This window comes from Acetonema longum DSM 6540 (assembly GCF_000219125.1).
GTDB lineage: Bacteria > Bacillota > Negativicutes > Sporomusales > Acetonemataceae > Acetonema > Acetonema longum.
Genome location: NZ_AFGF01000015.1, coordinates 24509 through 37518 on the forward strand (window position 1 = coordinate 24509; position 13010 = coordinate 37518).

Consider the following 13010-nt stretch of genomic DNA (forward strand, 5'->3'; position numbering starts at 1 on the left):
CTGCCAATCCCGATTTCGCTATCTTATTTCACCGTTTCCTTATCAGATGCGTCAATGGTTTCATCGGTCAATTCCTGGCCGATACCGGGAAGATCAGGGATCTCATACATGCCATCTTTGGGCAAATAGTTGTATTTGCAGGTATTCGTATTTGCTTCCAGCAGTGCATACCGGTGCAGTTCATGGATGGCGAAATTGGGAATGGCGCATTCCAAATGCAGTGAAGCTGCCGTCATGATCGGGCCGCCGCAGACGTGGATTTGTGCGGTCATATCGTAGATATGCGCCATATCACAGATTTTTTTGCCTTCCGTAATTCCGCCGCAGGTGCCCAAATCCGGCTGAATAACTGTCAGTGATCCGTCTTCAAAGAAGGGGCGGAAGCCCCAGCGGGTGTAAACGCGTTCTCCCGCGGCGATCGGAATGTTGACATTATCCGCAACCTGCTTCATTTGCTTGGGATTGAGGGGCATAACCGGTTCCTCGTAAAAGAAAATATCCAGTTCTTCAATCATTTTGCCGAACTTAATAGCGGCGGCCGTATCGGTAAGAGCATGCGCCTCGACAATGATATCCACATCGGGGCCCATGGCTTCGCGCATAGCTTTCAGGCGCTCATAACCGAGACGAAGCGTTTTAGTGGAAAGCACCCCGCAAAGATTTTGTTTCTTAATATTGCCGAAACCATCCATTTCGTTTACATCCACTTTAATAGCGTCATAACCATCGGCAACAGCCTGAAGCGCAACTTCCGCATACTGCTTCGGCTCTACGAGAATGGATTTCGCCTTGGCGGTACCCCAGCCGAACTGTAACTGACTCGCATAGGTTCTTACCTTATCCCGGCACTTACCGCCCAGAAGCTGGTACACGGGAACATTAAGAGCTTTTCCTTTAATATCCCACAAAGCAATATCAATTGCGCTCATGCCTGCCGATACAACCGTGCCGCCGCCCTGCCCCCAGAACGTTTTCTTCTGCATCTTGTCCCAAATAGCTTCGTTTTGCATGGGATCCATACCAATAATGAGCTTGGCCAAATCCTTTGCCATGCCAAAACCGGCGGAAGCGCCCACACCATAGGCCATGCCCACTTCACCGAAGCCATGAATCCCTTCGTCGGTATTAATACGGACAACTATTGGCCGCCACTTGCTGGTCGATGACTGGAGATCATTTGCCACATCAATAATATCCACGCTTACAATTTTCATTTTTCTTCCCCCTTGTTTTTTATAGGAATAGTACAAACATTGAAATTATATGAGCGATAAGTCCCAGCGTAACCGGAATGGCCACGCGTTTGGACACATCAAACGGCGATACACCCGCAATGCTTGAAATGGCGACTATCGCCGCCGTTATCGGCGACATGCAGCGTCCAAAACCGGAGGTAAGCTCCATAGGCAGCAAAATAAGCACCGGATTGACATTTAAGTGGGCGGCTATTTTGGGCGCCAGACCGGCAAAAGCGAAGAAACTTGCATTTCCGGAACCCATGATAAAGGAACAGACAACCATGATAAAACTGATAATAACCACTGTCGCCTGCAGCCCGAGACCGGCTGACTGCGCCCCCTGAATCAAAGCATCTACCGCTCCGACTTTTACCAAACCCATGGCGAATGTTTCCGCACAGATAATCAGTGATACAACGGCAACAAATTGTTTACCCATGCCGTCAAAAAAAGTCATGATATTATCCATAACCGGGCGTATATCGCGCAGCCTTACAAATTCAAATACCATCGAAACAATGGTGGAAATCAGCATGGCTGTAATAACATCCATTTTAATGGATTTAATAAACAGCGGTGAGAAGATGATCACCAGAAACAGCGGCAATGTTGGCAGAAAAGCGTAAATTACCGGCGCTTTTTCCTTTTCAGCTTCCTTGACCGCATTCTCCTTGGCCAAATCCTGAACTGCGGCGAACCCTTCGCGTTTATCCCAATAAGGCTGAACAAAATAATGAGCAAGGCCAACCACAAAAATAGGTACGATTACTACAGGCAGTTGGTATTGCAGGAAATAAGTGACCGGATCAAGTCCGGCGGTATGCGCCGCCAGAATCGCATTGGAGGAAATAGGGCCGATATCGGTAAACTTCGCGGTGGCAATCACGGCCACTGCGGTCAATTTACTGATTCCTGCATTGACCATAATCGGATACACTGTCAACATAAGCAGTAATCCCAGTCCGGCATGACTTGGCACAAAAATATCGACAAGATGCCCAATAACATAGGCAACAAGCATGACGATCATCGGCGATTTCACCCATTTAAGCGGCGCAGCTGACAATTCCACAAGCGCCTGGTTGGCGCCGCATTGCTCCATGTAGCGTACAAAACCGCCGATGGACATAATCGTCAGGCCCAGCCCGGCCAGACGGCTGCTCATAAGTTGTTTGACCGCCTCAAAGATATCAAACCAGATGACACCGGTGGATTGTTTGGCCGACAAAATGGTTCCTGTACCAAATACGGCAGTACAAATCATTAGTATAATGCCGGCTCCCAGCAATACACCCTGCGGTTTGTACTTCTTGTAGAGCATGTAACCTACCCATCCCGTAACAATCGCACCAATTAGCAATCCTAACATTCTTTCTCTCCTCCTTAACTATGTTAAATATTGCATCAGTAAGTTCAGATCATCCAATTTTTCTATATTCAAAATTATTTCTTTAGTTTTTCCGGCCGCTTCACTTCCGATAGCACTGACTGCCAGCGAGAAGAATTTGTCTTCCAGCGCTTCATACTGAGGTTCATCATTAGCGTCATCAACTGTCTCTTCCATGACCCGCCCACTGTCAAGCTCGATCCGGATAGTTGCCCGGCGTTTGGGAAACTGGGCTGTAGCTACAGTATCCTCCATCACTGTGATCTTGCGGGCTAAGGTTAAAATCTCGGCATCGTGCAATCTGTCCGGCGTAAACTCTTTCAGCGTAACCTTTTTATAGATCAAGGCCACAGCCAGACAATAAGGCAATGAAAATTTGGCGGCTTCCTCATTTTCGTTTTTCAAGCCAGCAGTTAAGTCCACCGCTATCTTATAAGTGGTTACCGCAATATGCCGGATGGCTGCTAACGGTATATTCTGTTTGCCCATGAGCTTAAACAGTGCGTCCAGCGGTGAGTTAGTATGACCGCATGAGGCGTATACCTTATAAAAGGCGGTGTTGCTGAGCAGGGGCGTCAGGCCGATCTCTTCGAGCGGCTTTGCGCTGTATTCCTGTGTTGTCGCTTTAATAAAACCTTTGTTGCCCATAATGACTTCCTCCGGCCCCGTAAAACCCCGTTCGGCCAGCAAGGCAGCCTGGATACCGCTTTGGCAGGCATGTCCGGCGTTAAGCGCCTTGGCGTGGGTGCCGAAGGTTTCCTGCAAGCCAGCTCCCATCGTTCCGGCAATGCCCAGCGCCATAAGTGTCTGCTGCCGGTCCAGTCTAAGCAGGTACGCCGCCGTGGCTGCCGCGCCAATAGCACCGCAGGTTCCAGTCGTGTGCCAGATTTTGTAATGGGATGGGTTTACGCACATGCCCAGACGGATAACAACCTCATAACCGGCTACAACAGCAGTAAGCACTTCCTTGCCGCTCCGCTTATAATTCTCGGCAAGGGCCAGTGCTACAGGAACGGTGACAGATCCGGGATGGGCAATGGCACGCCTGTGGCCGTCGTCAAATTCCGCGACATGACCGATAATGCCATTTGCGAAAGCCGCCGCCGCCACGGGAACCTTAGCCTGTCCCTTCAGCACAGTTGCCTGAGGCAGTCCGCCCGCCGACTGGAAAAATTCAGCAGCGATCAGGGATGGCCGATAGCCAACCCCTGCCAAGGCGCTTCCTAGCCAGTCCAACAGGCGATATTTGGCATCTTTTTGAAGGTCTGCAGATAATGCATCATAAGTTAAGTCCGTAATAAAAGAGGCTGTTCTCAGTTGCAAATTCATTGTTTTCATTCGCTTCTCCTTTCTTATTAATTTCAATATATTCTATATCATATATTCTATATAATATAGAATTGTACGTCAATGTATTTTTCAATTTTTGTTTATTTTGTTTATAATCAGTTAATGGCCCATAAAAAGCACTCTGTAGAATTATATTTTGCAATGAAACGTTTTTATTTTTTTAAATAAATATAAAAAAACGGCCTGAATGCTTATCTGCATTTTAGCCGTTTTTCATTTTTCGATTGTGGAAGTTTTTTAAAGCATTAAAAATACTTCTATCCCCTGGCATGCTCGAGTCTGTATAAAAGCATCCCTGTTCCTACCGCTGGGCCAGATCTGAAAACTTGGTGAACTGCTTGTGGAAGAACAGCTGCACGGTGTCCACCGGACCGTTACGGTGCTTGGCCACAATGACTTCAGTGATGTTTTTCTTTTCGCTGTCCGGGTCGTAGTAGTCTTCCCGATACAAAAAGGCTACGATGTCGGCGTCCTGCTCCAAGGAACCTGATTCCCGCAGGTCGCTGAGCATGGGGCGTTTCACCTGGCGGGATTCTACGCTGCGGGAGAGCTGAGAGAGGGCAATGACCGGCACATTGAGCTCTCTGGCCAGTCCTTTCAGGGAGCGAGAGATCTCGGAGATTTCCTGCTGGCGGTTTTCGCCCCGGTTACTGCCGCTGCCTTGCATGAGCTGCAAATAGTCGATAATAATGAGCTGGAGGTCGTGTTCGATTTTCAGCCGACGGCATTTGGCCCGCATTTCTACGGCAGTGATGCTGGCGGTATCGTCGATGAATACCGGGGCTGAGGCCAGACGGTCGGCGGCGATGACCAGTTTGCGCCAGTCGTTTTCCTCCAGTTCACCGATCCGCAGGCGTTGGGCGTCAATGGCAGCTTCGGCGCAGAGCATCCGCTGCACCAGTTGCTCTTTGGACATTTCCAGACTGAAAAAGGCTACGGCTTTTTTCTCCCGGATAGCTATATGCTGGGCAATGTTAAGAACAAAAGCCGTCTTGCCCATGCTGGGACGGGCGGCGATCAGGACCAGGTCCGAAGGCTGCAGGCCGGACATGAGCTTGTCCAGATCTTTAAAGCCGGTAGGGATGCCGGTAATGCCGCCTTTAGAGGCGTACAACTGCTCAATCTTATTAAAAGCGTCAAAAATGATGGTCTTGATGGGAGTGAATTCCTGGCCGAGTTTGCGGCCGGCTACCTCCAGGATCATCCGTTCGGACTTGTCCATAATGGTTTCAACTTCTTCGCTGGCCTCATAGCCCATAGTGGCCACATGGGTAGCAGTGTTGATGAGCTGGCGCAGGAGAGCCTTTTCTTCCACAATCCGGGCGTGATAGGTAACATTGGCGGCTGTGGGCACGGAATTCGCCAGAGTGGTGATATAAGCGATGCCGCCGGCCGGTTCCAGCTTGTCGTCTTTACGCAGCGATTCCACGACTGTAACCATATCCACGGCATCATTTTTGTTAAACAGAGCCAGCATGGCCTGGAAAATCAGGCGATGGGCCTCACGATAAAAATCCTCGGGCCGCAGTATCTCGGAAACCCGGGAAATAGCCTCACGCTCAATTAACATAGCGCCGAGGACGGATTGTTCTGCCTCCAGATTCTGCGGCGGAACCCTGTCGATCATACTACGGCTCTCCTCCTCAGGGGACCGTTGAAAAAGACCCATCTGCGGCACTTCAGCCTCCTGCGGACGGACTCGTTCAGAAAGCGCCTCTTTTCGGCTTCATAGGCCACAGATGAGTTTCTCATAATCTCCTAAATAATGATGATCTATTCTTCTGTTTATGCAGTTGCTGTCTCAGCCGATACCTCTTCTAATAATTTCTCCATCGCCTGTTCCACGGTTTCCACCGGGTGAATCGCCAGGCCCAGATGGCCGTGGGGGATGTCTTTTTCATTTTCCCGGGGGATGACCAGGGTGGCGATGCCAGCCTGACGAGCGCCGTAGGCTTTTTCAAATACGCCGCCTACGGCTTTAACCATGCCCTGGACGGAAATTTCGCCGGTAACGGCTACGTCCTGACGGATGGGGCGCCGGGTAATGGCGGAAATGACAGCGGTCATGATAGCCACGCCGGCTGAAGGACCGTCAATCCGGCCGCCGCCGATGATGTTGATATGGATATCGAAGTTGGCGATATCCTGGCCGGTGATTTTACGAACCACGGCAGCGGCGTTAAATACTGAGTCCTTAGCCATGCTGCCGGCTGTGTCATTGAACCTGATATGCCCCTTGCCTTTTTCCGCCGAAGGAAAAGCAACGGCTTCAATTTCGATGACCGATCCCAGATAGCCGGCTACACCTAGCCCGAAAATCTTCCCTATCGCTGTGGTCTGGGAACCTTTCTGATTGACAAATGGGGTCAGGCGGCTGGCCTGGGCTACTTTATAAATATCTTCGCAGGTGATCATTGCCTGGCGGTCTGCATCCCCTGTGCGATAAAGGGCCTGGCCGAATGCGTCGGCCAAAAGACCGACTGCCTTGCGGCCTTCAATGGTATATTCGCTGATCAGCCGGGGTACGGCCGGTTCCAGGCTGACTTCCAGCTTGGCGGCGGCCTGTTCGACGATCTGCTCGATTTGTTTTGGTGTCAGGGGCTCAAAGTAAATCTCGGCGCAGCGGGAGCGGATCGCCGGCGTGATGTCCGAGCGTTCCCTGGTTGTAGCGCCGATCAGAATAAAGTCAGCTGGCGCGCCTTCTTCAAACAGCTTTTTAATATATTTCGGCACATTAGAATCACTGGAGTCATAATAGGCTGAATCAAAGAAGATCCGTTTGTCTTCCAGCACTTTCAGCAGCTTATTCTGCAGCATCAGGTCCATTTCGCCGATCTCATCGATAAACAAAATGCCGCCGTGGGCATCGGTGGCCAAGCCGGGCTTGGGCTCCGGCACGCCGGTTTCAGCCAGGTCCCGCCGGGCACCCTGATAAATCGGATCATGAACCGAACCCAAAAGAGGATTGGTCATATCCCGCGGGTCCCAGCGCAGGGTGGCGCCGTCGGTTTCCACGAAGGGCGCGTCTTCCCCAAAGGGGGTGAATTTCAGCTTTTTGGCTTCTTCCAAGGCCAGGCGGGCGGCAGTCGTCTTACCTACCCCCGGCGGTCCGTACAAAATAATATGCTGGGGATACGGCGAAGCCAGTTTGGTCCGCAGGGCCTCAATAGCCCGTTCCTGTCCCACTACTTCGTCCAGACTGGCCGGACGCAGGAGCTCGCTCATGGATTGGGTCAGCTTGATTTTTTCCAGTTTCTCCAATTGGGCGTATTTTTTCAAGGTCTGGGGAGTTTCGACGTTATTGCCGTCTTCCTTGATAATCTGCATCTTGATTTCTTTGACATATTCCTGATGGCGTTCTTCCATTTTTTCGGCGATTTTCTTCTCGATCCGGTCCTCTACCTCGCGCCGGGCCAGCATATCAGCCAGCTCTTCCTCGATTTCGTTCAGGATCTGGGGAATTTCGGAGGCTGAAGGCACCTGATCAACAATCGGGTCTTCAAACACGACTTTTTGTAAGCCCAAAATGCGTTTGCCCACATCCGGGGAACGCATCAGATCCAGTGCATCCAGCTTGCCTGCTTTCAGAATCACTTTCTCCGCCCCAATGATGTTGGAATAAAGGGCATAGAGAGAACTGACCTGCCGTTTCAGTTTTTCGTCGTGGGATTCCTCTCTTTCCGGCTTTTGCGGCCGAACCCATCGCTGAAAAAAGTTTTTCATTTTTAAGTATTTAGTTCCTTTCTAGAGAGATGCGAAGCATCTCGGGGTTAGTAGGAAAGTCAGGCATTTTTCGGCTAGTCAGTAAGAAGTCTTGCACTGGCACGAATCCGAAAAATGCTGCTTTCCGAGTCTGCTAGTTCTGTGGCATCAAATGGATCGATTTTCAACGGTCCCCTGCGCTGACCACATGCAGCTCTATCTGCGCCGTTATCTCCGGATGAACCCGGATAACCACGGTGAAAGTGCCCACGGCCTTTACAGTATCTTTCAGTTCGACTTTGCGACGGTCGATTTCAACGCCATGAGTTTTAGCCAGGGCATCGGCCACGTCTTTGCCGGTGACCGAACCGAACAGCTTGCCACCTTCGCCGGTCTTGACCGGAATGGTGACTGACAGCTTTGAGAGCTGGCTGGCCAGCATCTTGGCCTCGTCCAGCTGCTGTTGCTCCCGGCGCGCCTGGGCGGCTTTTTGCTGGGTGATGGTATTTAGATTGGAATCAGTGGCAGGTACGGCTAATTTCTTCGGCAGCAGAAAGTTACGGGCGTAACCTTCCGATACCTCAACCACGGCGTCCTTTTTCCCCAGTCCCTTGACTTCCTGTATTAGAATGACTTTCATTCCAACTCACTCTCCTCCACATATCGGGTCACGATTTCAATTAATTGGCGCTTGGCCTCTTCCAAGTCTGTAGTTTTCAGCTGAGCCCCGGCCATAGTCTGATGTCCGCCGCCGCCCAGCTGCTCCATAATCACCTGTACGTTGATTTCGCCCTGAGAACGGGCGCTGATCCCTATGGTATCCTCATCCAAGGGAAACAGAACAAAACTGACCTTTACCTCTTCCAAGTTCAGCAGCATATCGGCAGCCTGAGCAGATACCATCTGCACGTTTTTAATCCGAAGCGGACAGGCGGATACAATAATCCCGCCCGGCAGCAAATGTGCGTTAGAAATGACCTCTGCCCGGTGTTGCAAAGACTCCAGGTCTACCCGGAACAACTGCCGGGCCAGATGGGGATCGGCTCCGGCCCGCCTCAGATAAGAAGCGGCTTCAAAGGTGCGGAATCCTGTCTGATCCGCAAAATTCTTGGTATCCACCAGGATGCCGGCATATAGAGCCGATGCTTCCAGGCGGGTCAGATCAATGGTGGTATCAAAATACATCAACAATTCACTGATCAGCTCAGCCGTGGAAGAAGAAGACGGTTCCAGATAGACCAGCAGCGGATTGGCAATAAAACTTTCCGCCCGGCGATGGTGGTCAAGGACAATGACCTTTTCCAACCGGCGGAGCAACTCCGGCGCCGCTGTCATTTCCGGACGATGGGTATCCACGACAAACAGCAGTACCTGATTGGGATCTATGCCGTCAATCATCTCCGCCGCCTGCGCCGGAGTCATCAGGATATCCTGATAGTCTTCATTTTCTTCCAGCAGATCCGCCAGTTTCTCCACAGCCGTTCCAAGCTGGCTGACAATAATATGACAGGGCTTCTCCAGGTGCCGGGCCATAGCCGCTATCCCCAGAGCCGCCCCCAGGCTGTCATAGTCCTCGTTGGCATGACTCATGATCAGCACCAGGTTCGTTCTCTCCATCAATTCCCGCAATGCCTGTGAGATAATACGGGCCTTCACCCGGGTGTTTTTTTCCACAGCCTTGGCTTTGCCGCCATAAAACTGCACCCTGCCATCCACGTGCACCGCCGCCTGATCGCCGCCCCGGCCCAGGGCCAGGTCAAGCTGGGCCTGGGCTTTTTGCCCCAAGTCCAGCATGGAATCTTCATCGGCTGCCACCCCCATGCTGAGGGTGACCGGAATCTTATTGCCGCCATAGATGGCGCGAATCTTATCCAGAATATCAAATCGGTTGGCCAACAGCTGATCCAGGGAAAAGCGGTTGAAGACCGCCACATACATATCCTCAGCGTATTTTTTCAAAAAGCCCTGATGTTCGCTGGCCCAATCCACCATTCTGGCGTTGACCTGGGACAGAATGTCGCCTCTTTGACTTTCAGTGAGTCCTTTTAAGACATCACTGATATTGTCAATCTGGGTATAGGCGATTACCGGCATGGCCGCATGACTTTTTAAGCGGATGGTCTCACTGTCGGTAATATCGGTAATAAACACCGCCAGATATTCGGCCGAGTCATCGCTCGAATGGCAATATAACTGATAATATTTGTCTTCCCAGGCAACGGTCTGAGGTGACGTGATTCTGCCGCCATTTTGGGCCAGGGAGAGCTCGGGTATAACCTGGCAAATGGATTGGCCGGGCAGAACCTCCTGCCCCAGCCATTGGCTGAAAATAGGATTGCACCAGTGAATCGTCCCTTTGGCATCAATCAAGGCCATGGCCAAAGGCAAATTGTCCAGGGCGTACATGGCCATTTGATCCACATGGTAGGTTAATGTCTCCAGATAGGCGGCTAAAGCCTCCTGCTGTTCCTTATACCGTTCCCGTCCATAGATAAAGCCTATGTAAAAGGCGATAGCCAGTACGGTGGCAATATAGATGTTGTAGTAGCCCACTAAAAGCACCAGGATGACCGCAGCTACGGTTAACCAGCGGGTGCCGAAGGTAAACGCCGGAGCATTAAACATAAAACTTCCCTCCTGTCAAAACTGACGGGGTTCCTTCAGCCGACGATAATCGAGAATCAAATCAAAAACTCCGGCGAAAACAGCAATCTGTGCAAACAAGGGATTGATAAAGATAAATACTAGCAAGACAGTACGGATGAATTTCGGTACTTCATATTTGTCGGCGAGAAAGCACCCCAGGGCAAGACCCTGCACTAAGAAAACCAGGATCGTGATCCACTGCAGATTCGCGGCCAGCTGATAAATGATCTGGTACTGGGGCTGATCCTTAAAAAAGTAGAAACCGGCGCCAGACAACGCCCAGATATATACAGTGGCTCGAGGCATGTTCCAATATTTTAGCGGTGGGAAGGCTGGAATCGGCGGGGTGGCTATCGTTTTTTTCATTCTTTTTAATATGGCTTTTACTGCCAAAAAGTTGATAGTGGTGTCCATTACCGCGCCCAAGACAATCATGCTTGGCATAACCAACAGAAACTGTCTGAACAACTCCCGCACAGTGGCGGCATTCGCGGCCAGATCCTCCTCGCTCACGCCCAGGCTGCGGTATATGTTCATCGTCTGCTTCATGGCTTGGTCTAAGGCGGCCCCGTCGATGGCAGCAAAGGGATTAACGCCTAGAACGGCGGTGTGGAGGCCTATTAATATCACCTTGGAAATCAGGGAAGCCGCAGCGCCTTGCATCAGGGTTTTTACCGGCGAATGATTCATTCGGAAACCATGACCAAGAACAATGCCAATCAGTCCGAAACCAACGACTACGGATAATGCATGCAGCGGTCTGGTTAAAAGAGCGGCAATAATCCCTGCCGCCACCGTGGCCAAAATGCTCCATTTGTATCCATGGCGCACACCCAAAAGAATAATCGGCACGGGCCAAAAAAGGGCGGCAAACTCGCCCAACACCGGAATATAAGCGCTGATCAGGGCAAAGATAACGGCAATGGCAGATAAGATCCCGCCTTCCACCATCGGTTTTACTTGGGTCTGACTCATTCGTTCACCTCTTCTGGCGGAAATGGCTTTCTAATTCAGCGTAGTCTCCCAACCATTTTTCCACTTGCTGGTCCTTTTTATTACGTTCCGACAGCCACGCCTGTGTTGTGGCGTCTAAGACGGAAAAATCAATACCCAACCGCCGTCCCAGAACGTAACAGGACGCAATAATCGCCGCCAGGGCGGTGGCGATGGCCTTTTCACTATTCTGCGCCATGGCGTGAAACAGTTCCCCCACATGGGAAACCAAGTCGGCTTTGAGCCACTCTACCAGGCGAATCTTGTACAGCAGGTCGGATTCACGGGAAAACACTAAGACCCCTCCTTGTAGGCTCGGAAAGCAGCACTTTTCGGATTTGTGCTACTCCAAAGGTCCTTGGCGGTTACCCGAAAAGTCCCTTACTTTCCTTCTACCACGAGATGCTTTGCATCTCTTTTTACGTAACTTATATTATTCTAACATGGTGAGGAGGTTTCCTGCTGGGTCCTATGGTCTAGTCCAAAGATAGTTTTACCAGAGACTAAAGGACAGGGAATCGAGAAAACCGCCCTATTCGGCTTTCTCGGCTCCCTGCCTTTTCCAACCGTCCCGCATCGCAACGGACTGTCTGCCGCAGCAAATCCGGGGATGCCGGTAAAAAAACAGAAAGCACCGCTAGGCAGTGCTTTCTGTTCATATCCGTCTTTTCTGTTTACTCAGCAGTAAACGGCAGCAGGGCGATATTGCGGGCCCGTTTGATGGCCAGCGTTACCTGGCGCTGATGCTTCGCGCAATTGCCGGAAATGCGGCGGGGCAGAATCTTGCCGCGCTCGGTGACATACCGGCGCAGTCTGGGAACGTCTTTATAGTCAATATCAGTGACTTTATCCACGCAGAAACTGCAAATTTTCTTTTTAGGTTTTCTGCCTTTTTCACGTCTTGGTAAGGACATGCTACTCTACCTCCTTCTTAAAAAGGAATCTCCTCATCCGGGAATACGTCTTTCCCGAACGAACTCATATCCGCAGGCGCAGCCCCGGTTTCCGGGCCGCCTTGTTTCCTACTGTCCAAAAATTCGATATTCTGGGCAATGACTTCAGTCACGTAACGGCGCTGTTTTTCCGCCGTTTCATAACTACGGACCTGCATCCGGCCTTCCACCAGCACTCGCCGGCCTTTGGTCAGATTGTTGCCACAGGTTTCGGCCAGCCGCTCCCAGGCAACGATAGGTATAAAATCCGCTTCCCTTTGTTCCGGCGTACCGCCGAAATTGCGATTGACCGCAATGGTAAAAGAAGCTACTGCTTTGCCGCTTTGTGTATAACGCACTTCCGGATCGCGGGCCAAATGACCGACCAGTATGACTTTATTCACAGCGGGCACTTCCTTTCGGGTCGGAAATTTTGGAAACTCGGAATTTATGACTACTCGTCTTTTTTGATAATCATATGCCGCAAGATCTCGTCGGTAATCTTCATTACACGGTCCAGCTCAGCCACAGCAGCGGCGGGAGCGGCAAAGTGCGTAATGACGTAGTAGCCTTCGGTATGGTCTTTCAACTCATAGGCCAGGCGTCGTTTACCCCAACGATCAATCTTTTCCACGGAGCCGCCGTTATTTTGAATCAGGCTTTCGAACTTGGCGATTACACCGTTCATAGCCTCTTCCTCGGCCAGCTTCACAATGAATATGACTTCGTACTTATTCACGAAATCACCTCCTCCTTTGGACT

Annotated in this window: 12 protein-coding genes; all 12 read right to left on the reverse strand. The window is 51.0% G+C overall.

All coding sequences use genetic code 11. The features are described from left to right. Positions 1-23 precede the first annotated feature (23 nt). The 12 genes from ALO_RS01405 to rpsF all read right to left on the reverse strand — a co-directional run bounded on the left by ALO_RS01405 (position 24) and on the right by rpsF (position 12987). Positions 24-1214, reverse strand: a complete 1191-nt coding sequence (locus ALO_RS01405) for a mandelate racemase/muconate lactonizing enzyme family protein (RefSeq protein ID WP_004092057.1) — start codon at positions 1212-1214, stop codon at positions 24-26. Between the two features lie 19 nt (positions 1215-1233). Then, positions 1234-2607, reverse strand: a complete 1374-nt coding sequence (gene dcuC / locus ALO_RS01410; RefSeq protein ID WP_004092058.1) for a C4-dicarboxylate transporter DcuC — start codon at positions 2605-2607, stop codon at positions 1234-1236. A gap of 18 nt (positions 2608-2625) precedes the next feature. Next, positions 2626-3963 (reverse strand): MmgE/PrpD family protein, encoded by a 1338-nt coding sequence (locus tag ALO_RS01415; RefSeq protein WP_004092064.1) that lies wholly within the window; start codon positions 3961-3963, stop codon positions 2626-2628. A gap of 313 nt (positions 3964-4276) precedes the next feature. Continuing rightward, positions 4277-5602 carry a replicative DNA helicase gene (gene dnaB / locus ALO_RS01420; RefSeq protein WP_004092066.1) on the reverse strand — a complete coding sequence of 442 codons (1326 nt, stop codon included), beginning with the start codon at positions 5600-5602 and terminating at the stop codon, positions 4277-4279. A gap of 158 nt (positions 5603-5760) precedes the next feature. Then, entirely contained in the window at positions 5761-7698 is a 1938-nt protein-coding gene (lonC, locus tag ALO_RS01425) for a Lon family ATP-dependent protease (protein ID WP_004092067.1), read from the reverse strand. 163 nt (positions 7699-7861) lie between these two features. After that, entirely contained in the window at positions 7862-8317 is a 456-nt protein-coding gene (gene rplI, locus ALO_RS01430; RefSeq protein ID WP_004092069.1) for a 50S ribosomal protein L9, read from the reverse strand. After that, positions 8314-10302 carry a DHH family phosphoesterase gene (locus tag ALO_RS23650; protein ID WP_004092071.1) on the reverse strand — a complete coding sequence of 663 codons (1989 nt, stop codon included), beginning with the start codon at positions 10300-10302 and terminating at the stop codon, positions 8314-8316. The genes rplI and ALO_RS23650 overlap by 4 nt, the downstream gene beginning before the upstream one ends. 15 nt (positions 10303-10317) lie before the next feature. Further along, positions 10318-11298 (reverse strand): YybS family protein, encoded by a 981-nt coding sequence (locus tag ALO_RS01440; RefSeq protein ID WP_004092073.1) that lies wholly within the window; start codon positions 11296-11298, stop codon positions 10318-10320. A gap of 4 nt (positions 11299-11302) precedes the next feature. Further along, positions 11303-11611 (reverse strand): MazG-like family protein, encoded by a 309-nt coding sequence (locus ALO_RS01445; RefSeq protein WP_004092075.1) that lies wholly within the window; start codon positions 11609-11611, stop codon positions 11303-11305. Positions 11612-11990: 379 nt separating this feature from the next. Further along, positions 11991-12230, reverse strand: coding sequence for a 30S ribosomal protein S18 (rpsR, locus tag ALO_RS01450; protein WP_004092076.1), 240 nt, complete (start codon positions 12228-12230; stop codon positions 11991-11993). 17 nt (positions 12231-12247) lie between these two features. Further along, on the reverse strand, positions 12248-12652 hold the full coding sequence (locus tag ALO_RS01455) for a single-stranded DNA-binding protein (RefSeq protein WP_004092079.1): 405 nt from the start codon (positions 12650-12652) through the stop codon (positions 12248-12250). A gap of 50 nt (positions 12653-12702) precedes the next feature. Continuing rightward, entirely contained in the window at positions 12703-12987 is a 285-nt protein-coding gene (gene rpsF, locus ALO_RS01460) for a 30S ribosomal protein S6 (RefSeq protein WP_004092081.1), read from the reverse strand. Between the last annotated feature and the right edge of the window lie 23 nt (positions 12988-13010).